This is a genomic window from Corynebacterium glaucum, assembly GCF_030408855.1.
Classification (GTDB): domain Bacteria; phylum Actinomycetota; class Actinomycetes; order Mycobacteriales; family Mycobacteriaceae; genus Corynebacterium; species Corynebacterium glaucum.
Window position 1 is genome coordinate 1042329 of the sequence record NZ_CP047358.1, and the last position, 21753, is coordinate 1064081.

22 protein-coding genes are annotated in these 21753 nt (G+C 64.1%); 19 read left to right on the forward strand and 3 right to left on the reverse strand.

Annotation, left to right across the window (positions count from 1 at the left end; genetic code table 11):
* Window positions 1–5: 5 nt before the first annotated feature.
* The 14 genes from CGLAUT_RS05100 (at window position 6) to CGLAUT_RS05165 (ending at window position 11000) form a co-directional block, all read left to right on the forward strand.
* On the forward strand, window positions 6–461 hold the full coding sequence (locus tag CGLAUT_RS05100) for a Cg1360 family ATP-synthase-associated protein (protein ID WP_232507216.1): 456 nt from the start codon (window positions 6–8) through the stop codon (window positions 459–461).
* 344 nt (window positions 462–805) lie between these two features.
* On the forward strand, window positions 806–1600 hold the full coding sequence (gene atpB / locus CGLAUT_RS05105; protein ID WP_095659773.1) for a F0F1 ATP synthase subunit A: 795 nt from the start codon (window positions 806–808) through the stop codon (window positions 1598–1600).
* A 107-nt stretch (window positions 1601–1707) separates the two neighbouring features.
* On the forward strand, window positions 1708–1950 hold the full coding sequence (locus CGLAUT_RS05110) for an ATP synthase F0 subunit C (RefSeq protein WP_095659774.1): 243 nt from the start codon (window positions 1708–1710) through the stop codon (window positions 1948–1950).
* A gap of 51 nt (window positions 1951–2001) precedes the next feature.
* Window positions 2002–2583, forward strand: coding sequence for a F0F1 ATP synthase subunit B (locus CGLAUT_RS05115; RefSeq protein WP_095659775.1), 582 nt, complete (start codon window positions 2002–2004; stop codon window positions 2581–2583).
* Window positions 2584–2588: 5 nt separating this feature from the next.
* Window positions 2589–3425: a F0F1 ATP synthase subunit delta gene (locus CGLAUT_RS05120; protein WP_095659776.1), complete on the forward strand. Its 837-nt coding sequence runs from the start codon at window positions 2589–2591 to the stop codon at window positions 3423–3425.
* 6 nt (window positions 3426–3431) lie between these two features.
* Window positions 3432–5099, forward strand: a complete 1668-nt coding sequence (gene atpA / locus CGLAUT_RS05125; RefSeq protein ID WP_290186723.1) for a F0F1 ATP synthase subunit alpha — start codon at window positions 3432–3434, stop codon at window positions 5097–5099.
* A gap of 52 nt (window positions 5100–5151) precedes the next feature.
* Window positions 5152–6126: a F0F1 ATP synthase subunit gamma gene (locus CGLAUT_RS05130; RefSeq protein ID WP_290186724.1), complete on the forward strand. Its 975-nt coding sequence runs from the start codon at window positions 5152–5154 to the stop codon at window positions 6124–6126.
* A 57-nt stretch (window positions 6127–6183) separates the two neighbouring features.
* Window positions 6184–7662, forward strand: a complete 1479-nt coding sequence (gene atpD / locus CGLAUT_RS05135; protein WP_290187036.1) for a F0F1 ATP synthase subunit beta — start codon at window positions 6184–6186, stop codon at window positions 7660–7662.
* 10 nt (window positions 7663–7672) lie between these two features.
* Window positions 7673–8041, forward strand: a complete 369-nt coding sequence (locus tag CGLAUT_RS05140) for a F0F1 ATP synthase subunit epsilon (protein WP_095659779.1) — start codon at window positions 7673–7675, stop codon at window positions 8039–8041.
* A 197-nt stretch (window positions 8042–8238) separates the two neighbouring features.
* The gene (locus CGLAUT_RS05145) at window positions 8239–8697 is read left to right on the forward strand and encodes a DUF2550 domain-containing protein (protein WP_232507250.1); all 459 of its coding nucleotides are present in this window, start codon (window positions 8239–8241) and stop codon (window positions 8695–8697) included.
* 62 nt (window positions 8698–8759) lie between these two features.
* Window positions 8760–9452: an endonuclease NucS gene (gene nucS, locus CGLAUT_RS05150; RefSeq protein ID WP_095659781.1), complete on the forward strand. Its 693-nt coding sequence runs from the start codon at window positions 8760–8762 to the stop codon at window positions 9450–9452.
* A 19-nt stretch (window positions 9453–9471) separates the two neighbouring features.
* Window positions 9472–9759, forward strand: a complete 288-nt coding sequence (locus CGLAUT_RS05155) for an Rv1322 family protein (protein ID WP_290186726.1) — start codon at window positions 9472–9474, stop codon at window positions 9757–9759.
* A 45-nt stretch (window positions 9760–9804) separates the two neighbouring features.
* Window positions 9805–10116 (forward strand): thiamine-binding protein, encoded by a 312-nt coding sequence (locus CGLAUT_RS05160; protein WP_290186727.1) that lies wholly within the window; start codon window positions 9805–9807, stop codon window positions 10114–10116.
* Complete coding sequence (locus tag CGLAUT_RS05165) at window positions 10116–11000, forward strand: tetratricopeptide repeat protein (RefSeq protein ID WP_290186728.1); 885 nt, start codon at window positions 10116–10118, stop codon at window positions 10998–11000. The genes CGLAUT_RS05160 and CGLAUT_RS05165 overlap by 1 nt, the downstream gene beginning before the upstream one ends.
* 21 nt (window positions 11001–11021) lie before the next feature.
* On the opposite strand, the gene glgB is transcribed toward CGLAUT_RS05165, so the two are convergent.
* Both glgB and CGLAUT_RS05175 read right to left on the reverse strand, forming a co-directional pair.
* Window positions 11022–13226: a 1,4-alpha-glucan branching protein GlgB gene (gene glgB / locus CGLAUT_RS05170; RefSeq protein WP_290186729.1), complete on the reverse strand. Its 2205-nt coding sequence runs from the start codon at window positions 13224–13226 to the stop codon at window positions 11022–11024.
* 59 nt (window positions 13227–13285) lie between these two features.
* Entirely contained in the window at window positions 13286–15310 is a 2025-nt protein-coding gene (locus CGLAUT_RS05175) for a maltotransferase domain-containing protein (protein WP_290186730.1), read from the reverse strand.
* 145 nt (window positions 15311–15455) lie between these two features.
* Between CGLAUT_RS05175 and CGLAUT_RS05180 the strand changes: the two genes are divergently transcribed.
* The 5 genes from CGLAUT_RS05180 to CGLAUT_RS05200 all read left to right on the forward strand — a co-directional run bounded on the left by CGLAUT_RS05180 (window position 15456) and on the right by CGLAUT_RS05200 (window position 20885).
* Window positions 15456–16316: an ABC transporter ATP-binding protein gene (locus CGLAUT_RS05180; protein WP_290186731.1), complete on the forward strand. Its 861-nt coding sequence runs from the start codon at window positions 15456–15458 to the stop codon at window positions 16314–16316.
* Between the two features lie 106 nt (window positions 16317–16422).
* Complete coding sequence (locus CGLAUT_RS05185; protein ID WP_290186732.1) at window positions 16423–17301, forward strand: NUDIX hydrolase; 879 nt, start codon at window positions 16423–16425, stop codon at window positions 17299–17301.
* Entirely contained in the window at window positions 17291–18475 is a 1185-nt protein-coding gene (locus tag CGLAUT_RS05190) for a THUMP-like domain-containing protein (RefSeq protein ID WP_290187038.1), read from the forward strand. Before CGLAUT_RS05185 ends, CGLAUT_RS05190 begins: the two co-directional genes overlap by 11 nt.
* 166 nt (window positions 18476–18641) lie before the next feature.
* Window positions 18642–19784: a cysteine desulfurase family protein gene (locus tag CGLAUT_RS05195; protein ID WP_290186734.1), complete on the forward strand. Its 1143-nt coding sequence runs from the start codon at window positions 18642–18644 to the stop codon at window positions 19782–19784.
* Between the two features lie 51 nt (window positions 19785–19835).
* Window positions 19836–20885 (forward strand): glycoside hydrolase family 25 protein, encoded by a 1050-nt coding sequence (locus CGLAUT_RS05200; protein ID WP_290186736.1) that lies wholly within the window; start codon window positions 19836–19838, stop codon window positions 20883–20885.
* A gap of 32 nt (window positions 20886–20917) precedes the next feature.
* Here the strand turns inward: CGLAUT_RS05200 and CGLAUT_RS05205 are convergent, their stop codons facing one another.
* Complete coding sequence (locus tag CGLAUT_RS05205; RefSeq protein WP_290186738.1) at window positions 20918–21751, reverse strand: spermidine synthase; 834 nt, start codon at window positions 21749–21751, stop codon at window positions 20918–20920.
* Window positions 21752–21753: the final 2 nt, after the last annotated feature.

Genomic DNA, 21753 nt, shown 5'->3' on the forward strand with positions numbered 1-21753 from the left:
TGCGCGTGAGTACTCCCGAAGCCCGCGAACCTGACCTGACCGTGCGCGATGCGGACGAGTTTGTCGACCACCGGCGGCCGCTGATCCGCGCGCTGAAGGCGGGTGGCTGGGCCCTGGTGGTGCTGACGGTGATCTCGCTGATGGCGTGGGGTGCCACCCGTGACCTGCCCGGGATTTGGGGTGTGCTGCTCGGGGTGGCGATTGGCGGCGGCTTTGTGCTCGCGACGGCCGCGAGTGTGCTCGCAACCGCGAATACCTCGATCACAACGACGGCCGCGGTGATATTCGGCGGGTGGCTGATCAAGATCGTCGTGGTGCTGATGCTTTTGCTGTGGCTACGCGGGTTCGACTTTTACGACACGGCGGCTTTCGGCGTGACGACGATTGCAGCGCTTGTGGTCGCTCTTGTCGCGGAAACCTGGGGCGTGCTCACGGTGCGCACGGCATACGTCACCCCGTAGTTTTCATGCTGTGACTGACTTAACAGTTAGGTGAAAACTATCTGTACCCAGCTCAATTTGGGACGTGAGTCACAAGGGGGTGGGGGATGGTGGGTGCAGCCCACCCCTGTCACGTGAAAACCCCTCGCCACCTGTTAGAGTAGCCGCTGGGTTTGCTTGAGGTAGGGGACGGCCCGCATGCCGGGCTGCGCCACGCCTTCGAGGTCCATCCCCTGTTCCGCGGTAGCAGATGTGCGACGGAGTCCGCCGCGGAATCAGTTGTCTTTCAAGACGTCCATCGCACCGCATTCTTCCTGGATGCGGCCCGAGAACGGGAGAGAACGCTGAGCGTTACAACTTTGGCCATGAAGGGCAGCTTCCACGCACCCGAACTTGGTCCAGAATTTTTCCCGGGGCACGAGTTCGGCCACATGGTCGGCGAAGATTTCGCCGGTGGGTGGTTCGCGCTGGATCGCATCATGGTCGTTCGTCTGCTTGTGGCGGCGATCCTGGTGCTTCTCTTTGTTATCGCCTTTAGGAAGCCGCAGCTGGTTCCCAAAGGCCTGCAGAACCTCGCCGAGTTGGGCGTGGACTTCGTTCGCGTCAACATCGCTGAGGACACACTGGGTAAGAAGGATGGCAAGCGGTTCCTTCCGGTGATCGCCTCCATCTTCTTCACAATCCTGTTCATGAATGCCGCCACGATCATTCCTGGCCTGAACATCTCGCCTAACTCGCGCATTGGTATGCCGATCGTTTTGGCGCTGGTGGCTTACGTCGCGATGATCTACGCGGGTGTGCAGCGCTACGGCGCCGCGTACTTCAAGCACTCGGTTGTGATTCCGGGGTTGCCCCCGGCACTCCACCTCCTGGTGGTGCCCATCGAGATTTTCTCGACCTTCATTCTGCGACCGGTCACCCTGGCGCTTCGTCTCATGGCGAACTTCCTAGCCGGCCACATCATTCTCGTCCTGCTGTACTCCGCCACGAACTTCTTCTTCTGGCAGTTGAACGCATGGACGGCAGTGAGCGGCCTGACCATCGTCGCAGCGATCCTGTTCACCCTGTACGAGTTGATCATTATCTTCCTGCAGGCGTACATCTTCGCCCTTCTGACGGCGGTGTACATCGAGCTGTCGTTGCACGCAGATGCGCACTAACAAAGCGCGAACTACCGGCCAAACTGAATAACCCCACACATTGTCACTCGCGCCGATCGCGTCACACCTCAAGGCGGCGGCGCACCTAGAAAGGGAACGACTTTCACATGAACGAGATCATCCTTGCTCAGGCAGCAGACGCTACGACCTACAACGGTCTTGGCACCATCGGCTACGGCCTCGCTACCATCGGCCCGGGCCTCGGCATCGGCATCCTCGTGGGCAAGACCGTCGAGGGCATGGCTCGTCAGCCGGAGATGGCTGGCCAGCTCCGCACCACCATGTTCCTGGGTATCGCCTTCGTTGAGGCGCTCGCCCTCATCGGCCTCGTTGCCGGCTTCCTGTTCTAAAAAGCACCACGCGTTTTCACCCCGTAACACTTTTTAGATCAGGAGCACCCAATGACTAACGTCATCGAATTCCTCGTCGCCGCTGAAGGCGCCGAGACGCTGCCGCTGGAGCACACGGACAACATGCCGTCCATCCTCCTGCCGGCACCGTACGATGTGGTCTGGTCGCTCGTTGTCTTCATCATCGTGTTCCTGCTCTTCTGGAAGTACGTGCTTCCGAAGTTCCAGGAAGTGCTGGCGGAGCGCGAGGACCGGATCAAGGGCGGCATCGAGCGTGCTGAGGTCGCCCAGAAGGAAGCCAAGGCTGCTCTGGAGAAGAACAACGCTGAACTCGCTGAGGCACGTGCCGAGGCGGCCGAGATCCGCGAAGCTGCGCGTGCGCGCGGCAAGGAGATCGAGGCCGAGTCCCGTCTGCGTGCTGAGGAAGAGTCCCGTCGCATTGTCGAAGCTGGCGAGAAGCAGCTGCAAGCATCCCGCGAGCAGGTTGTTTCCGAGCTTCGCAACGAGATGGGCCAGAACTCGATCAACCTCGCCGAGCGTCTGCTGGGCACAGAGCTGTCGGATTCCACCCGCCGCTCGAACACGATCGATGACTTCCTCTCTGAGCTCGACAACGTGTCGACGAGGAAGTAGGCGAGATGAAGGCAGCTAGTCGCGAAGCAAAGACGCACGTGGAAGGTCAGCTCGATTCGCTGATCCGCAACTCCGACAACGCCGTCGCCGTTGCCGCACAGGTTGGCACCGAGCTCTTCCTGATTGTGGATCAGCTTGACGCCGAGCGCTCGCTGCGCGTCGCTGTCGCGGACACCTCGCTCGAGCCGTCTCAACGTGAAGGCATCATCAGCGAGGTCTTCGGCGACAAGATCGCGGAGCCCACCAAAGAGATCCTCACGTCTGCTACGTCGCAGGAATGGTCCACCCCGCGCGAATTCCGCACTGGGCTGATCGCCTTTGGCCGCCGTGCACTCATGCTCGGCGCTGAGGCTCAGGGCCAGCTCGAGCAGGTTGAGGATGAGCTGTACCAGCTCTCCGTCCTGCTGGAAAGGGAGAGTGAGCTCACCCAGCTCCTGTCCGATCGCACTGCGACCCCAGCCCAGAAGCGCGGCCTGATGGCCAGCGTGATCTACGGCAAGGTCACCATGTTCACCGAGGCGCTCGCGCTGCAGGTGATCGGTCGCTCCGAACACAACCCGGTTGACGACTTGGCAGCACTTGCCGAGCAGGTTGCCGAACTGCGGGGCAAGTCGGTGGCACGCGTCGTCGCTGCAGAGGAACTTTCCTCTACCCAGCGCGAAGCCTTGGCGCAGAAGCTTGAGAACATCTACGGTCGCGAGATGGCCGTCCATGCCGAGGTTGACCCCAGCCTCCTCGGCGGGATGATCATCCGGGTTGGCGACGAGGAAATTGACGGTTCGACGCGCGGCAAGTTGACGCGCCTTCGTACCGACCTCGCAGCGAGCACGACCCTTTACTAAGAACACATGCTGGAAGAATCTACCGAGAGCAGGAAGAACATGGCGGAGCTGACGATCTCCTCCGATGAGATCCGTAGCGCGATAGCGAACTACACCTCGAGCTACTCCGCGGAGGCCTCCCGTGAGGAGGTCGGCGTGGTGACTTCGGCTGCAGATGGTATTGCCCAGGTTTCCGGGCTGCCAGGCTGCATGACGAACGAGCTGCTCGAGTTCCCCAACGGCGTCATCGGCGTCGCACAGAACCTTGACACCGACACGATCGGCGTTGTGGTGCTGGGTAACTTCGAGTCCCTCCACGAGGGCGACAAAGTCCAGAGGACCGGCGAGGTCCTGTCCGTACCGGTTGGGGAGGACTTCCTCGGCCGCGTGATCAACCCACTGGGCCAGCCGATTGACGGCTTGGGCCCGATCGAGTCCAACGAAGAGCGCGCCCTGGAGCTGCAGGCTGCTGGCGTTCTCGACCGCCAGCCGGTCGAGGAGCCGATGCAGACAGGCCTCAAGGCGATCGACGCGATGACCCCGATCGGCCGTGGCCAGCGCCAGCTGATCATTGGTGACCGCAAGACCGGTAAGACCGCGGTCTGCATCGACACCATCTTGAACCAGAAGGCGTTCTGGGAGACCGGTGACCCGTCGAAGCAGGTTCGCTGCATCTACGTCGCGGTCGGCCAGAAGGGCTCCACCATCGCTGGCGTGCGCCAGACCCTCGAGGAGGCTGGTGCACTCGAGTACACCACCATCGTGGCAGCTCCGGCATCTGACTCCGCCGGCTTCAAGTGGCTCGCGCCGTTCACCGGTGCCGCCCTTGGCCAGCACTGGATGTACCAGGGCAAGCACGTTCTGGTGATCTACGATGACCTAACCAAGCAGGCAGAGGCATACCGCGCCATCTCGCTGCTGCTACGCCGCCCGCCGGGCCGCGAGGCATACCCGGGCGACGTGTTCTACCTGCACTCCCGCCTGCTGGAGCGCGCCGCCAAGCTCAACGACGAGCTCGGTGCAGGCTCGCTCACCGCGCTGCCGATCATCGAGACCAAGGCAAATGACGTCGGCGCGTTCATTCCGACCAACGTCATTTCCATTACCGACGGCCAGTGCTTCCTCCAGTCCGACCTGTTCAACCAGGGTGTGCGTCCGGCTATCGACGTGGGTATCTCCGTCTCCCGTGTCGGTGGTGCCGCACAGACTAAGGGCATGAAGAAGGTCGCCGGTAACCTGCGTCTGGACCTCGCTGCATACCGCGACTTGGAGTCCTTCGCTGCCTTCGCGTCCGACCTCGACGCCGCTTCCAAGAAGCAGCTCGAGCGCGGTCAGCGTCTGGTTGAGCTGCTGAAGCAGTCCGAGAACTCGCCGCAGCCGGTTGAGTTCCAGATCGTGTCGATCTGGGCCGCCAACCAGGGTGTCTTCGATCCCGTTCCCGTCGAGGATGTCCGTCGCTACGAGTTCGAGCTGCAGGAGCAGATCCGTGCATCCGCTCCGGAGGTCTACGAGCAGATTGCCGGCGGTGCACAGCTGAGCGATGAGTCCCAGCAGGCCATCCTCCGTGTCAACGAGCAGTTCGCCCGCACCTTCCAGGCTTCCTCCGGAGAGCGCATCGTGCGCGAGGCCGAGGCCGATGCTCTGGAGTCGTCGCAGGTGTCCAAGAATCAGCTCAACGTCAGCCGTTCCAAGTAGCCAGCAAGTGCTACTGCAGGATTACTAATTACAGGAAGGGAGGAAGTACACCATGGCAACACTTCGCGAATTGCGTGACCGCATCCGGTCCGTCAACTCTACGAAGAAGATCACCAAGGCTCAGGAGCTGATCGCGACCTCGCAGATCACCAAGGCCCAGCAGCGCGTTGCCGCTGCGAAGCCCTACGCCGATGAGCTAAAGGAAGTCATGGAGCGCCTCGCGGCTGCGAGCTCCCTCGACCATCCCATGCTCCACGAGCGTGAGAACGGTCGAGTCGCAGCGATCCTCGTGGTCAGCTCTGACCGCGGCATGGCTGGCGGTTACAACCACAACGTTCTCAAGAAAGCAGCGCAGCTTGAGCGCATGCTTAAGGACGCGGGCTATGACGTGGTTCGCTTCGTCACCGGTAACAAGGGCGTGACCCACTACCGGTTCCGCGGGATGGACGTTGCGGGCGCGTGGACCGGTTGGTCCCAGCAGCCGTCGTGGGACGCAACCCACGATGTGCGTCACCACATGGTCGAAGGCTTCATGGCCGGCTCCGAAGGCACCGTCAAATGGCGCGAAGGCGTCGACGGTGCCGAGGGCGAGCCGGTGCGGGGCTTTGACCAGGTGCACGTGGTCTACACCGAGTTTGTCTCCATGCTTTCGCAGGAGGCTACAGTGCACCAGCTGCTCCCGATTGAGCCGGTGCTGTCCGAGTCCAAGTACGAGTACGAGCACATGCTCGCTGAGAACGAAGGCGTCGGCCCGGACATGGAGTTCGAGCCGGACCCGGACACTCTGATGGCTGAGCTACTGCCCGTGTACGTCTCTCGTGCGCTGTTCTCGATCTTCTTGGAGGCCTCGGCGTCGGAGTCCGCTTCGCGCCGTACCGCCATGAAGAACGCGACCGACAACGCGACGGATCTGGCTAACCAGCTGTCTCGTGAGGCAAACCAGCTCCGCCAGGCAAAAATCACCCAGGAAATCACCGAGATTATCGGCGGCGCCGGCGCGCTGTCCGGTAGTGGAGAAAGTGACTAAATCATGACTACTGCTCATAGCTTCAATGAGCGCAACGACGAGGTTGCGGCCGACGCCATGACCCTGGGTGATGACCAGGGTGAGGCTCGTGCGGCAGCTCGTGAGGAGCACACTCAGAACCCGCGTGGTTCTGAGAACGGCCGCGTCGTTCGCGTGATCGGTGCAGTCGTCGACGTGGAGTTCCCACGCGGCGAGCTGCCTGAGCTCTACAACGCACTCGAGGTCAGCATCGACCTCGGTGAGATGTCCCGCGACATCATCCTCGAGGTTGCCCAGTTCTTGGGCGACAACCTCGTGCGCACCATCGCCATGGCGCCGACGGACGGCCTCGTCCGCGGCGCGCAGGTGAAGGATTCCGGTAACCCGATCTCCGTGCCGGTTGGCGACCAGGTCAAGGGCCACGTGTTCAACGCGCTTGGCGAGTGCCTGGACGACCCGTCGGTGGGCAAGGATGGCGAGCGCTGGGGCATCCACCGCGAGCCGCCTGCCTTCAAGGACCTCGAGGGTAAGACCGAGATCCTGGAAACCGGCATTAAGGTCATCGACCTGCTGACCCCGTACGTGAAGGGTGGCAAGATCGGCCTCTTCGGTGGTGCAGGTGTGGGCAAGACCGTGCTCATCCAGGAGATGATCACCCGTATCGCCCGCGAGTTCTCCGGTACCTCCGTCTTCGCAGGTGTCGGTGAGCGCACCCGTGAGGGTACGGACCTCTTCCTCGAGATGGAGGACATGGGAGTGTTGCCTGATACCGCCCTTGTCTTCGGCCAGATGGATGAGCCGCCAGGAGTTCGTATGCGCGTGGCGCTGTCCGGCCTGACCATGGCGGAGTACTTCCGCGATGTGCAGAACCAGGACGTGCTGCTGTTCATTGACAACATCTTCCGTTTCACCCAGGCTGGTTCCGAGGTGTCGACCCTTTTGGGCCGCATGCCTTCCGCCGTGGGTTATCAGCCGACGCTGGCTGACGAGATGGGCGTGCTGCAGGAGCGCATTACCTCCACCAAGGGCCGCTCCATTACCTCTCTGCAGGCCGTCTACGTGCCGGCGGATGACTACACCGACCCGGCTCCGGCAACCACCTTCGCTCACCTGGATGCAACCACCGAGCTTTCGCGTTCCATCGCTTCGAAGGGTATTTACCCGGCAGTGGACCCGCTGACCTCGACCTCCCGCATCCTCGAGCCGGGCATTGTCGGCGAGCGCCACTACAGCGTTGCGCAGAAGGTCATCGGTATCCTGCAGAAGAACAAGGAGCTGCAGGACATCATCGCCATCCTGGGTATGGACGAGCTTTCTGAGGAAGACAAGATCACCGTGCAGCGCGCACGTAAGATCCAGCGCTTCCTGGGCCAGAACTTCTTCGTTGCGAAGAAGTTCACCGGCGACGAAGGTTCCTACGTGCCGCTGGAAGAGACCATCGACGCGTTCGACAAGCTGGCTGAGGGCGAATTCGACCACTACCCGGAGCAGGCGTTCAACAACCTCGGCGGTTTGGACGACGTCGAGGCGCAGTACAAGAAGCTGCAGGAAGCGTAGGGGATTGGACATGGCTGAACTTACCGCTCAACTGGTCGCGGTGGACCGCATGCTCTGGCAGGGCCAGGCAAGCATCCTCACCGCCCAGACCACCGAAGGTGAGATCGGCATCCTGCCTGGTCACGAACCGTTCTTGGGGCAGCTCAAGAACAACGGTGTGGTGACCATTAGCCCGGTTGACGGCGAGCGCATTGTGGCCGCTGTGCAGGGCGGGTTCCTCTCCGTACAGCGCGACCGCGTGACCGTCCTCGCGGACTTCGCGGTCTTCTCCAGCGAAGTCGACTCGGCTGAAGCCGAGGCTGGCCTCCAGGATGAAGATGAGCTGACCAAGGCCCGCTCCGAAGCGGAGCTGGCCGCGGTGCGCCGCGCATCCAAGTAGGAAGGCAGACGCCAACCTCAACGCCTGAAAAGACCCGCACGTTCCACGAGTTCAGACTCGCGGAGGGTGCGGGTTTTTCGCGTTCGAAAACACGGGGCGTGGAGGGGTTGATTGCTTCGCGCGCGGGACTATGATTGTCCGAAACGTTGTAAATAACGTAAAGAATGCGAAGAAAACACACGGAAAGTTCGGTGCGTATGGAGATCCTCGGCTACATCGTGGCGTTGATCTTCGTGTTTGCTGCGATCGCCGTCGCTTGGCGATTCATGATGTTCCGAAATTCGGGTGCCCAGGGGCTGATCAGGTCTTTGCCTGCCGACGGGGTTCACGGCTGGCGCCACGGCGTCGTGCGCTACGTGGGTGAGGAAGCACGGTTCTACAAGCTGCGGTCTTTGTCGTTCAACTACGACATGTCGATTGACCGCCGCGACGTGACGTTCAATGGGGTGCGCGACCTCACCGATGACGAGCGCGACATCATGCCCCAGGTAGAGAAAGTGCTTTCGTTGTCTGGGCCGATGGGGCAGTTCGAGTTCGCGGGCCAGCGCCACGCAGAGATGGCGCTGATTTCCTGGGTGGAGTCTGCGCCCGATTCGCGCGCACAGCGCGAGGATATGAATGCGCTCGCACAGCGGGCGAACCGCGGTCGTCGGTAGTGGACGTGAGCCGTCGATAAGCAATTTCTAGCTCCTAGTGACCCGCCGGTACGCTAGCACCCATGCGTCTTGTCATCGCCCGTTGCTCCGTGGACTACGTCGGCCGCCTGGATGCCCACCTGCCGGAAGCGCTGCGCCTGATCATGGTGAAGGCGGACGGATCGGTGTCGATCCACGCCGACGACCGCGCGTACAAGCCGCTGAACTGGATGACGCCTCCATGCACGTTGAAGGAAGAGCGCGTGGTGGACCTCGACGGCGAAGACACCGGCGAGCAACTGTGGATTGTGGAGAATCCAAAGGGAGAGCAGCTGCGCATTACTATCGCCGAGGTGATCGCCGATACTTCCGTGGAGCTCGGTGAGGATCCGGGTTTGGTCAAAGATGGTGTGGAAGCGCATCTGCAAGAGCTGCTTGCGGAACACATCACGACCCTTGGCTCGGGCTATACGCTGGTGCGCCGCGAGTACCCAACGGCGATTGGACCGGTGGACATTCTTGCGCGCGATCGCGATGGGGCGACCGTGGCGGTGGAGGTGAAGCGCCGCGGCGGGATCGACGGGGTGGAACAGCTCACCCGCTACGTGGAGCTGCTGAACCGCGACGAGCTGCTGCGGCCGGTCACCGGCGTGTTCGCCGCGCAGGAGATCAAGCCGCAGGCGCGCACGCTCGCCGAGGACCGCGGTTTCCGCTGCGTGACCCTGGATTACGCGGAGCTGCGCGGCATCGAATCCGACGAGCTGCGTCTTTTCTAGCGCAGGTAGGGTAGGCGTCATGCCGCGCAAGAACCGCAGGATGAACGTAAGCCCCAGCTACGTGCTGCCCAGAGACGGCTCGACGTTCATCGGCACCCAGGAGGTCGAGGGGCCGAGCTGGACGCACGGCGAGCCGTACTGCGTGCGCCAGATTGGCTCGGCCGCGGCGACGAAGTTCTATATTTGCCCCGGTTGCAACCAGAACATCCCACCCGGTGTCGCGCACGTGGTTGCGTGGCCGAAGGAGACCGGCCGCGGGGTGGATGATCGGCGGCACTGGCACCGGCACTGCTGGGATCGTCGGTAGCTGTCAGGCAGAGAGCCACTGCCCAAGGCGCGTAAGGTGGGGCGCATGATTGCAGCTTTCTCGGTCGCCCCAGCGGTGACGGATAATCCGAACGGGGAGATGTCAAAGGCGGTAGCGAGGGCGGTGCGCGTCGTGCGCGAGTCCGGGCTGCCGCACGAGACCACCTCGATGTTCACCACCATAGAGGGGGAGTGGGACGAGGTGATGGACGTAATCAAACGCGCCACCGCCGCCGTCGAGGAGGTCTCGCCGCGGGTGTCGTTGGTGATCAAGGCGGACATCCGCCGCGGCTACACCGACATGCTGCACCAGAAGATGGATTCGCTGAACCAGCACTTGGAAGGGGACGCACAATAATGGCCGAGTTCCAGGAACCGCAGTTCACCGGCGGCGCCGTCGACCTCGGCGCGCTCGCCCAGCAGGCGGAGGCGCGCAAGGAAATGGAAAGCTCGGCGTTCCAGCCGTTCATCACGGTCACTGAGCGCGACATCGAGGCGCAGGCGTTCCAGCGCTCGCTGCAGATCCCGGTGGTGCTGATGATCGGCACCAGCCGCTCCCCGGACTCAGAGTCGCTCAAGGCGACCCTCCAGGAGCTCGCGGCCGGTCAGCGCAGCTTTCTTGTGGCCTACGTCGATGCCGATGCGACCCCTGAGGTCGCCCAGATGCTCGGCGTGCGCGCGCTGCCCACGGTGGTCGCGCTTGCCGCCGGCCGCCCGGTCGCAGAGTTTGAGGGCAACCAGCCGCGCGAGCAGCTCACCCAGTGGGTCGACTCGCTGGTTAGCAACATCGGCCCCCAGCTCCAGGGACTCGGCGAAGAGCCGCAGGCAGGGGAGGAAGAGCAGGATCCGCGGCTTGCGGCAGCCACGGAAGCGCTCAACGTCGGCTCGTTCGACGCAGCCATCGCGCTTTACGACGAAATCCTGGCCGACGACCCTACCAACAAGGAGATCGCCCAGGCCAAGGCGACGGTCGGAGTGCTGAAGCGGCTGGATCCGCAGAATCGGGAGACCGACCCGATCCAAGACGCCGAAACTGACCCGGAAAACCTGCAGAAGCAGCTCGATGCCGCCGACGCAGAGGTTGTTGCAGGCGTGCCGGAGCGCGCGTTCGAACGGCTGCTCGCGCTGGTGAAAACGCAGCCGGAGGCGAAGACCCGCCTCCTCGAGCTGTTTGGCCTCTTCGACGCAGCGGACCCGCGGGTCATCGAGGCTCGTACGAAGTTGGCGAGTGCGCTGTTCTAGGCGTCGATAAGCGAAAAGCTCTTAACGAACCAGCTTGTACCACTGGACGCTAAGCGCGGGGACGTGGAGCTGAACCGACTGCTCGAAGTTGTCCCAGCCGACCGCCTCGGTGTGGATTGCTTCCGGTAGCTCGTTTCCGGCGCCGCCGTAGATGGCCTGGTCGGTGTTGATCAGCAGCTCCCAGGTACCTGCCTCCGGCATGCCCAGGCGGTAATCCGTATGCGAGGCGCCGGAGAGGTTGACCACGGCCATGATCGGCTGGCCGTCTGCGCCCCAGCGCACGTAGGCGAGGAGGTTGTGGGCGGCGTCGTCGCCCTTGAGCCACTGGAAGCCCATCGGCGAATTGTCCTGGCTGAACAGCGCGGGGTTGTCGCGGTAGACAAAGTTCAGGTCGCGCACGAGGCGGGCGATGCCGCGGTGGTACTCGTGGCCCCAGCTTTCCGCGAGGTTGTCCCAGTTGATGGAGTTCGCTTCGTCCCACTCGGTGGTTTGGCCCCATTCGCAGCCCATGAACAGCAGCTGCTTGCCGGGGTGGGAGAACATGTAGCCGAACAGGGCGCGCAGGCCAGCGGCCTTGTTCCAATCGTCGCCGGGCATGCGCTCCCAGAGCGCCCCCTTGCCGTGGACCACTTCATCGTGGCTGAACGGCAGGACGTACTTCTCTGAGAAGGCGTAGACCAGGGAGAACGTGATCTCGTTGTGGTGGTAGGAGCGGTGAATCGGGTCGAGCGAGAAGTACTCGAGGGTGTCGTTCATCCAGCCCATGTTCCACTTCAGCGAGAAGCCCAGGCCATCGACTTCGGTCTGGGCGGTCACGCCCGGCCAGGCAGTGGATTCCTCGGCGATGGTGAGCACACCCGGGTGCGTGCGGTGCACCGTGGCGTTCATCTCCTGGAGGAACTGCACCGCGTCCCAGTGCTCACGGCCGCCGAACTGGTTGGGCAGCCACTCGCCGGGTTCGCGGGAGTAGTCGAGGTAGAGCATGGAGGCCACAGCATCGACGCGCAGGCCGTCGAGGTGGAACTCCTCGAACCAGTACAGGGCGTTGGCAACGAGGAAGTTGCGCACCTCGTTGCGGCCGAAGTCGAAGACGTAGGTGCCCCAGTCCTTTTGCTCGCCGCGGCGCCAGTCCGGGTGCTCGTAGAGCGCGGTGCCGTCGAAGCGGGCGAGCGCCCAGGCATCCTTCGGGAAGTGCGCGGGGACCCAGTCCACGATCACGCCGATGCCGGCTTGGTGGCAGGCGTCAACTAATTCGCGGAACTCGTCCGGGCTGCCCCAGCGCGCGGTCGGCGCGTAGTAGCCGGTGACCTGGTAGCCCCAGGAGCCGCCGAAGGGGTGCTCGGCCACCGGCAAAAACTCCACGTGTGTGAAGCCGTTCTCTACCAGGTAGGGGACCAGTTCTTCCTTCATGGTGGTGTAGGTCGCGCCCTGCTTCCAGGAGCCAATGTGGCACTCGTAGACGCTCATCGCCGCGTTGGTGGCGTCCAGCCCGACGCGGCGGGCCATCCAGTCCTCGTCGCCCCACTCGTAGGAGTCGCTCGGCGCGACGATGGAAACCGTCTCCGGCGGGGCCAGGGTCTGGCGCGCCATCGGGTCGGCCTTGTCGATGCGGTCGCCGTGAACGGTCTGCACGGCGAATTTGTACGCCGTACCCGCGCGCAAGCCCGGGATGAAGATCTCCCACACGCCGGTGGAGCCGAGCGTGCGCATCGGGTACTGGTTCGGGTTCCAGCCGCAGAACTCGCCGACAACCGCCACGCCTTGCGCGTTCGGTGCCCACACCGCAAAGGAGGTGCCGGAGACCTCGCCGAGCGCGGTGGTGTAGCTGCGCTCGTTCGCGCCGAGCACCTCCCACAGCCGCTCGTGGCGGCCCTCGGAGATGAGGTGCAGGTCAAGCGAGCCGAGCGTGGGCAGGAAGTGGTACGGGTCGGCTATGATCTGCGTTTCGCCGAACGGGTAAGTGACCTTGAAACGGTAGTCCGGCGCACGGTCATCTTCCAGGCCCACGACCCAGATGTCGTCGCCGGTATGATGCATCGGCAGCTCCTCGTTGTGCACGATCAGCTGCACGTCCTCCGCGCCGAGGAGACGGGTGCGAATCACCGAGCCGCTCTTGGCCGCGTGCCAGCCGTAAAAATCGTGCGGGGCGTGGTGCTTGCATTCGAGCAGGCGCGCGCGGTCACCTTCCGGGATGAGCAGCTGCGGGTCGATCTCCTGGGCAGTCATTGGGGGTCCTTCATGTTGGTAATTCTATTCATTGGTAGGTGGTTACCCACCGTAGCGGTTTACGGGCGGTAGTCGTGGTCGGAGATTCGTCGATAAGCAAGAGCTTGTCGACGGCTCTTAGGCACCTGTGGGAGCCGGAACACGTGCGCGACATTGACTTGCGGCGCAAGGCGGACGTAGTTCTCGGTGCCCCACGTGTAGGTCTCGCCCGTGATCATGTCGTGAACCTCGAACGGCTCGCCAGGGTTGAGGCCCAGCTCGGTCACATCGAGGCGCAGCGTGCCTTCCTGGGTGAAGTAAGGATCGAGGTTCACCACCACGAGCACGGCGTTGCCGGTGACCGCGTCGACCTTTGAGTAGGCGATGACATTGTCGTTGGCGATGTCGTGGAAGCGGATGTTGCGCAGCTGCTGTAGCGCCGGGTTGTCGCGGCGGATCTGGTTGAGCAGCGCGAGGTAGGGCTCGAGGGATTCGCCGCGCTTCAGCGCCGCGTCGAAGTCGCGCGGACGCAGCTGGTACTTCTCGCTGTCCAGGTACTCCTCCGAGCCGTCGGCGACCGGCTCGTGCTCGTAGAGCTCGTAGCCGGAGTACACGCCCCACAGCGGGCTCATCGTTGCGGCCAGGGTGGCGCGCAGCGCGAACGTGGCAGGGCCGCCCTTCTGCAGGGACTCGTGGAGGATGTCGGGGGTGTTGACGAAGAGGTTGGGGCGGCTTACGTCGGCGACGTCGATAAGCAGCTGCGCGAAGTCGGTGAGCTCCGCCTTCGTCGTCTTCCAGGTGAAGTGGGTGTAGGACTGGCTGAATCCTGCCTTGGACAGGCCGTACATGCGCGGAGGACGGGTGAATGCCTCGGCCAGGAAGATCACGTCCGGGTCCGTCTCATGAACCTTGGAGATGAGCCAGTGCCAGAAATTCACTGGCTTGGTGTGCGGGTTGTCAACGCGGAAGGTGGTGATGCCCAAATCCACCCAGTACATGACCACGCGGTAGATCTCGTCGTAGATCGTCTCCGGGGCGTTGTCGAAGTTGATCGGGTAAATGTCCTGGTACTTCTTCGGCGGGTTCTCGGCGTAGGCGATGGTGCCGTCCGCGAGCACGGTAAAGAACTCCGGGTGCGCTTTTGCCCACGGGTGGTCGGGCGCGGCTTGCAGCGCGAGGTCGAGCGCGATCTCCAGACCCAGGTCAGCCGCGTGGTCGAGCATTTCGAGGAACTCTGCTTCGCCACCAAGCGCGGGGTGGAACGCGTCGTGGCCGCCGTCCTTGGAACCGATCGCCCACGGCGAACCCACGTCGTGCTCCTCCGGGGTCAGCGAGTTGTTGCGGCCTTTGCGGTTTATCTCGCCGATCGGGTGGATCGGCGGGAAGTACACGGTGTCAAAGCCCATCGCGGCGACGCGATCGAGTGCCGCCGCGGTGGTGGCCCAGGTGCCGTGGACGGGGTTGCCGGCCTCGTCCACGCCGCCGGTGGATCGGGGGAAGAGTTCGTACCAGGAGTTCACCAGAGCTTCGCGGCGCTCCACCAGGATGTCGCAGATCGGGCCGTGGGAGATCAGCTCGCGCAGCGGGAAGGCTTCGAGCGCTTCAAGCACCTCATCGGTCAAGCCGGCTTCGACTCGGGTGTGCAGGTCCAAGGTGCCGTCGGCAAGCACCTTGCGTGCGCGCTCGAGTACCTCCCGCTCGGTGCGGGCTGCCTGCTCTGCCGCTTTGTCGAACAGGAGGATGCCGTGAGCGAGGTCATTGGCCATTTCTGCCTCGGTCTGGCCGGCGAGGAGCTTCTTGGACACCGCGTTGCGCCAGGTGGCCATGACATCGCTCCACGCGTCGACGCGGAAGCGCCACAGCCCCTGCTCATCCGGCACGAAAATGGCGTGAACGTAGTCGGGGCGGTAAACCTCCTGCTCCATGGGTACGGAGTACTGCTCGCCGCTCGGTGCGGTGAGCTGGAGCGTAGCGCCGACGGCATCGTGCCCTTCGCGCCACACCAGCGCGGAAACCGGAACGACTTCCCCCACAACCGCCTTCGCGGGCAGCGTGCGACCTGAAACCTGGGGGCGGACATCATCAATACCGAAGCGGGCGACCATGGCGTTATCCTTCGTACTTGCTTATTGCTTGCGTTTTCCGCGCGTGCACGTTCAGGCCAAGCGTAGCGAAGCAGCAGGGTTTTGACCGGTTAACTCCCGCGCCACTTTCCACACAACCGCGCCCAAATAGGCCAAAATAGGACAGGTGAGTACGGAAACGACGCAAACAGCTCAGACGCAACCCACCACGGATGAGGATCTGCTCATCGACTTCCAGAACGTCTCCTTCGTCCGCGGAGGAAAGACGCTCGTGGGACCGGTGGATTGGCAGGTCGAGCTGGATGAGCGCTGGGTGGTCGTCGGCCCGAACGGCGCAGGCAAAACCACGCTGATCCGAATGGCATCGGCGCAGGAGTTTCCGTCCTCGGGCGTGGCCTTTGTGCTCGGGGAGCAGCTGGGCAAGACCGACATGCGCGATCTGCGTGCGGCGATCGGCATCACCTCGTCCGCCATCGCCCAGCGTGTTCCTGACGACGAGAAGGTCGGCGACTTAGTGGTCTCCGCCGGCTACGCGATCATGGGCCGCTGGCGCGAAGAGTACGAAGGCATGGACTACGAACAGGCGCTTGAGGTGCTCGAGCAGGTCGGTGCGATGCACCTGATCGACCGGACGTGGGGGACGCTTTCGGACGGCGAGCGTAAGCGCGTCCTGGTCGCGCGCGCAGTGATGACCAACCCGGAGCTTCTGATCCTGGACGAGCCGGCGGCCGGCATGGACTTGGGCGGGCGCGAAGACCTTATCGGCTACCTCGGCGAGCTCGCGCTCGACCCGGACGCGCCGGCGATTGTGATGATCACCCACCACCTCGAGGAAATTCCGTACGGCTTCACCCACGCCATGCTTCTCGACGAAGGGTCGGTGGTCGCCCAAGGCTTAATCGAGGACGTTCTCACCTCCGAGAATGTCTCGAAGGCGTACCACCAGCCGATCGAGGTGACGTACGACGATGGCCGCTACTTCGCGCGCCGGGCGCGCAAAGGCCGCGGGGGCGCGCACCGCGCTTAAACGCTGCGCGTCGCCGCACACGGCACCCAGGCTCGGCTGAGCCGGTATGAGTAGTGGTGGCACCACAAATGGAGCCGCGGATGAATGCGTAGGGAGGTGATGGTCGATGGAAAGGGCGAAAAAGCGCCGAACCGGTGCGGTGTCCACGGATGCCGGTGACACCATCGACGTCACCGAAACCAGCGGATTCGGAGGCGCGCGCCTGTCCGCCACGGTGATCCTGATGCGCGACCGCGCCGAAGGGTTCGAAGTTTGGGTTCAAGAACGCGTGCTGAGCATGCCGAATTTCCCAGGCATCACGGTGTTTCCCGGCGGTGGCGTAGATACCCGCGACTTTCCGGGGCGCTCCTGGGACGACGGGGAGTTGTGGACTGGACGCTCTGCGATCTCGCTTGCCCGTCAGCTCGGCCTGACCAAGTACAAGGCGCACGCGGTGATGTTCGCAGCTGTGCGCGAGCTCTTTGAGGAAACGGGTATCTTCCTCGCGGTCGACCACTCCGGCAACCTGCTCGAGGACGCGAGCATTTTCCACGAGCACCGCAACGCGCTCGAGGAGCACACCATCTCGCTTACCGACGTGCTGCAGCACAACGACCTACAGGTCGACGGCGACCTACTCACCCCTTACGCGCGCTGGATCGGCAAATCCGAACGCGGCAACTGGTTCGACACCTTTTCCTTTCTTGCCGTGAACCCGGAAGGCCAAGAGCCCGACGGCAACACAGGCGAGGCCGACGACGCGAACTGGTTCCCGCCACAATTGCTTGTCGACGGCTGGCGCGCCGGCCTCGTCCGCTTTGCCCCCTCCACCTGGATGCACCTACTCGAGCTCGCCAAGTTCGAAAGCGTTGCAGAAGTCCTTGCGGCGAAGCAGAACGCCACCATCACCCCGATCGTTGATGAGCAGCACCTCCACCACGCGGGCATGCAGGAATTCCTCCACCGCGCGCCCAAAGACCGGATCGGGCGGCGCATTGAGTTGTAGCCATGAAGAGGTCGCGTTCCTCGCTGCCAACGCGCCACGCATTGAGGCTATTGCGCCGGAGATCGCGCTGACGAAGCAGTCCGTGTTCGCCGACCGCGCCGTACTCGACCGCGAATTCGGCGACTTTGCCCGCGCGGTGAGTGTGCTCATTTACGCCCAGCGCGCGGCCGTCGGCAAGCTTCCTGCGCATTGGCTGACTGACTACGATGCCGCCCAGCAGGCCACCCCGCGCGCCGTGGCCGATGTGCGTGCCGGACATGTGCGCGAGGCGGGCGCGACGCTGGTCCACGACGTGACCTGCTCCGTCGGTTCCGAGGCGCCCGCGTTCGCCGACGCCGGCGTCGCCTGGCTGGGCTCCGACCTTGACCGGTCTCGGATCGCTATGGCTCGTCACAACCTCGGAGACTCGGCCTGGCTCGCCGTGGCGGACGCGCTCGCGCCTGCGAGCCGCGCCGATGTGGTGGTCGCAGACCCAGCCCGGCGCGCGGACGGCAAGCGCATCACCGACCCCGCCAAGCTCATCCCGCCGCTGCCGGACCTCCTCGCCGCGCACGCCGGTCGCGAGCTGGCCGTGAAATGTGCGCCGGGCATCGACTACTCCGAGTGGGACGGCCTGGTCAGCGTCGTCTCCGTCGACGGCGGCGTCAAAGAAGCCTGCTTGTACACCCCGGGCTTCGGCCGCGGGCGCGAGGCAGTCGTGCTCAGGGAAGGCTTCGAAGAACGATGCTTATCGACGGCCCCTTCAACGGCCCCAGTCAAACCTCCCGGCGCGTTCATCATCGAGCCAGATGGTGCCGTGATCCGCGCCGGGCTGGTGTCGCACTGGGCGACGCGTCACGGGCTGTGGATGTTGGATGAGCACATCGCGTTCTTGTCCGGCGACACGATCCCGGCTGGCTACTCAGGCTTTCCGTTCATCGAGGCAGTGCCGCTGAGGAAGCTGCGCGCCGCGCTCGCCGCGCGTGGGGCGTCGAGCGCGGAAATTGTCGTGCGCGGCGTCGACGTCGACCCCGACCAGCTGCGCGCGAAGCTCAAACTCAAGGGCGGTAAAGGCGGCAAGGCCGGCAAGGGCGGCGCGAAACTCAGCGGCGGCGCGGCACCGATGGCGGTGGTCATCGCGCGCATCGGCGACTCTGCGGTCGCCCACATCTGCGGCCCCCGCGTCCATGCTTAACCCCAACTTTTCAGCACCAAGTTGGTGTTCTTGGCGGAGTTAAACACCAACTTGGTGCTCAAGAGTTGGTGCTAAAGAGTTGGTGCTCAAGCGTTGGGGTTGGACGCCGCCGGCCACTGACAGACGGATCGTGGGACGGAAGGTGCGAGGTCTAGGCTGGGGTGCCATGACCTACCTCGACTACGCGGCGACGAGTCCGATGCGCCAGTGCGCGATCGACGCTTGGCGCGAGCACGCGGGCGCGCTCAACCCCGGCAGCCAATACGCCTCCGGGCGCAAGGCGAACGCGGTGCTCCAAGAGGCCCGCGAGCAGATCGCTGAGCTGCTCGGCGCGGACCCGGTCGAGGTTGTCTTCACCGGCTCGGGCACCGAGGCGAACAACATTGGGGTGCGCGGGCTCTACGCCGCCAGCCGAGCGCGCGCCGGCGACGCTGCACCAAACCGCGTGGTCGCGAGCACCATCGAGCACCCCGCAGTGCTCGAGTCGGTGCGTGCGCTCGAAGCCGCAGGCGCCGACGTCGCGTGGCTATCGGCAGGCCGAGACGGTCACGTCACCGACCTCACCCCGCTAGACGCCCCGGCGGCGGTGGCGACCCTGATGTGGGCGAATAACGAATCCGGCGCGATCCAGCCGGTACAAGATGCGGCCAAACGCGCCGCCGCCCACTCCACGCCGCTGCACGTCGACGCAGTCCAGGTGGTTGGCAAGCTCTCCGTGGACTTTCACGCCCTCGGTGCCACGACGCTCGCGGCCAGCGCCCACAAGTTCGGTGGCCCGCGCGGCACGGGCATCCTCCTGGCCAAGCGCTCTCCTGCACCGCAGCCGGTCATCGCCGGCGGGGGACAGGAGCGCGGCATCCGCTCCGGCACGGTCGATGTCGCCTCCGCCGCAGCCACCGCGGCAGCGCTCGCAGAAGCCACCGAAGACATGGAGCGGGAACGCGCCAGAATCGCAATGCTTCGCGACGACTTCGCCAACCGCGTTCTCCGCGAGATCCCTGACGCGGTCCTGACCACGCAGGAGCCCGCGCTCCCAGGCCACGCGCACTTCCTATTCCCAGGCGCGAATGCGGACGCGATGATCATGTTGTTGGATTCGCGCGGGATCGAAGTCTCCACCGGTTCCGCGTGTGCCGCAGGTGTGACGCGTTTTAGTCACGTTGTCGAGGCGATGGGCTACACCGAAGCCGAAGGTGGCGGTGCCCTTCGCGTCACGCTGGGGGAGGGGACGGTACAAGGGGACGTCGATAAGCTCTTGCTCGAACTTCCCGAGGTGGTGCGATGCGCGCGCGATGTGGGACTGCTGTGAATCGTGTGTCTTTTGTGACTAAAGGGGCGAATCGGCGTTACACTCGCGCCCATGTATGCGCGCAGTCGAACCAACCATGCCCTCACCGCCGCAGTGCTCGCGGTGGTCATGGCCTTCACCTCTTTGCTCACTCCCGCGACCGCTCAGGCGCAGACGCTGCCGGGTCTGGTCTCCGGCGTGGATGTCGCCGGGCACCAGCGTCCGGGCGGTGCGCCGATCAACTGGCGTCAGGTCTCTGGGCCAGGTGGTCAGCAGTTCGCGTTTGTGAAGGCGTCCGAGGGCAGCGACTGGAAGAACGACTTCTACGACGAAGACGCCCAAGCAGCAGCCGATGCCGGGATGCAGGTCGGCGCCTACCACTACGCGCGCCCCGCAGGCGATCCGCTCGCACAGGCCCGCTTCTTCGCCTCCGTGATCAACGACGGCCCGGCGACCCAGCTGCCGCCGGTGCTTGACCTCGAGGTCGACGAAGGCCTCGGCCCGCTGCAGCTTGCGGCCTGGACCAGCAGCTTCCTCAAGGAAGTTGAGGCCCAGACGGGCACCAAGCCGATGATCTACACCTACCGCTACTTCTGGTACGAGCACATGAACAACACCGACGCGTTCACGGACTACCCGCTGTGGCTCGCGGCGTACCAGAACCAGCCGCCGCGTCCCGTCGGTGGGTGGGACAAGCTGAGCTTCTGGCAGCGCAGCGACTCGGGCCGCGTCACTGGCATCAACACCCCGGTGGACATGAACTTGTTCAACGGCACCAACTCCCAGCTCGGCCAGTTCGCAGGCGGCAACTACAGCGCTGGCGGCGGGGTGCTGGAGGCGTTCCAGGCGCCGGATTCTGACGAGCTGCGCGTGCTCGAGCAGGACAACACCAAACTCGTGCTGGCCATCCTTGCGCTCGCAGGTGGTGCCGTGGGTCTCAGCCAGCTCACCGAAGCCGCAGACAGCGCGGGCTTCGACGCCACCGACGCAAACAACATCGCCGGCCTCGTGCAGCAGCTGGCCAACGAAGGCGAGCTCCCGCTCGACGATCTGGCCAAAATGGTCGCCGGCGAGTACCAGATCGGTGACCTGCTCATCCTTCTCGATAACGCCGCGAAGTAGAGCAATTCGCTTCTCGACGACTCCCCGGGGCGCTATACCCCGGGGTCTTCTGTTTCCGGATCCAACTGCTCCGGATCGTGGCGAGCAGCCCCCTGCGCAGCCAGCGACCGAGCCCACGCGTCATCCTTGAACTGCGCCGGCACCGCGCCCATGAGCAGGTTGCGCGTCAGCTCCGGGGTTGCCTCAATCGGCAGGTTCGCCCCGATTAGCACGATGTTGCCGTAACGACGGCCTTTCAGCATCGGCGGGTCCGCAATCGCCGCGACGTGCGGCCAGACCTCGACCATGCCGGCCAGCTCGTCCTTCGCTTCCTTCAGGTCCGCGTGCGAGCCGCAGTTCGCCAGGTACACACCACGCTCGCTTAACGACGCCCGCGCCGCCCCGTAAAACTCCACGGTGGTCAAGTTCCGGGGAGTTGTGGCTGAAGTGAAGACGTCGCGGATGATCACGTCGCGCGTTGCCGGTTTGAAGCCGTCAGTTTCCTCGCGCGCATCGCCCACGCGAATCTTGACCGCGGGGGCGCGGGGGACGTCGAAAAGCTCGCGGGCGAGCACCGCGAGCTCCGAATCGATTTCAACGACCGTATTGCGTGAGCCTTTCCAGGCGTGAGCGAAATAGCGGGGCATGGTGCAGGCCGCGCCGCCGAGGTGGGTGAGCCGGGCTTTTTCCTTGGGGCCGGCGGAGTATGCGTCGTCGATGAAGTCGGCCATCCAGCGCATGTACTCGAAGTCGAGCCGCTCGGGGTCCCCGGGCACGATGTGCGAGCTGGGCACGCCGTTGACCAGCAGCACCATGGAGCCGTCGGGTTCATGGAGCACCTCGGCGATGCCGGTGTCGATCTCGTAGAACTCGCTTTTCTCGGCCATGG

Excerpts from the sequence above, each read along its gene's own strand:
- atpB (WP_095659773.1), top strand. The coding sequence starts at position 806 with ATGAAGGGCAGCTTCCACGCACCCGAACTTGGTCCAGAATTTTTCCCG.
- CGLAUT_RS05110 (WP_095659774.1), top strand. The coding sequence starts at position 1,708 with ATGAACGAGATCATCCTTGCTCAGGCAGCAGACGCTACGACCTACAAC.
- CGLAUT_RS05115 (WP_095659775.1), top strand. The coding sequence starts at position 2,002 with ATGACTAACGTCATCGAATTCCTCGTCGCCGCTGAAGGCGCCGAGACG.
- CGLAUT_RS05120 (WP_095659776.1), top strand. The coding sequence starts at position 2,589 with ATGAAGGCAGCTAGTCGCGAAGCAAAGACGCACGTGGAAGGTCAGCTC.
- atpA (WP_290186723.1), top strand. The coding sequence starts at position 3,432 with ATGCTGGAAGAATCTACCGAGAGCAGGAAGAACATGGCGGAGCTGACG.
- CGLAUT_RS05130 (WP_290186724.1), top strand. The coding sequence starts at position 5,152 with ATGGCAACACTTCGCGAATTGCGTGACCGCATCCGGTCCGTCAACTCT.
- atpD (WP_290187036.1), top strand. The coding sequence starts at position 6,184 with ATGACCCTGGGTGATGACCAGGGTGAGGCTCGTGCGGCAGCTCGTGAG.
- CGLAUT_RS05140 (WP_095659779.1), top strand. The coding sequence starts at position 7,673 with ATGGCTGAACTTACCGCTCAACTGGTCGCGGTGGACCGCATGCTCTGG.
- CGLAUT_RS05145 (WP_232507250.1), top strand. The coding sequence starts at position 8,239 with ATGGAGATCCTCGGCTACATCGTGGCGTTGATCTTCGTGTTTGCTGCG.
- nucS (WP_095659781.1), top strand. The coding sequence starts at position 8,760 with ATGCGTCTTGTCATCGCCCGTTGCTCCGTGGACTACGTCGGCCGCCTG.
- CGLAUT_RS05155 (WP_290186726.1), top strand. The coding sequence starts at position 9,472 with ATGCCGCGCAAGAACCGCAGGATGAACGTAAGCCCCAGCTACGTGCTG.
- CGLAUT_RS05160 (WP_290186727.1), top strand. The coding sequence starts at position 9,805 with ATGATTGCAGCTTTCTCGGTCGCCCCAGCGGTGACGGATAATCCGAAC.
- CGLAUT_RS05165 (WP_290186728.1), top strand. The coding sequence starts at position 10,116 with ATGGCCGAGTTCCAGGAACCGCAGTTCACCGGCGGCGCCGTCGACCTC.
- glgB (WP_290186729.1), bottom strand. The coding sequence starts at position 13,226 with ATGACTGCCCAGGAGATCGACCCGCAGCTGCTCATCCCGGAAGGTGAC.
- CGLAUT_RS05175 (WP_290186730.1), bottom strand. The coding sequence starts at position 15,310 with ATGGTCGCCCGCTTCGGTATTGATGATGTCCGCCCCCAGGTTTCAGGT.
- CGLAUT_RS05185 (WP_290186732.1), top strand. The coding sequence starts at position 16,423 with ATGGAAAGGGCGAAAAAGCGCCGAACCGGTGCGGTGTCCACGGATGCC.
- CGLAUT_RS05195 (WP_290186734.1), top strand. The coding sequence starts at position 18,642 with ATGACCTACCTCGACTACGCGGCGACGAGTCCGATGCGCCAGTGCGCG.
- CGLAUT_RS05200 (WP_290186736.1), top strand. The coding sequence starts at position 19,836 with ATGTATGCGCGCAGTCGAACCAACCATGCCCTCACCGCCGCAGTGCTC.
- CGLAUT_RS05205 (WP_290186738.1), bottom strand. The coding sequence starts at position 21,751 with ATGGCCGAGAAAAGCGAGTTCTACGAGATCGACACCGGCATCGCCGAG.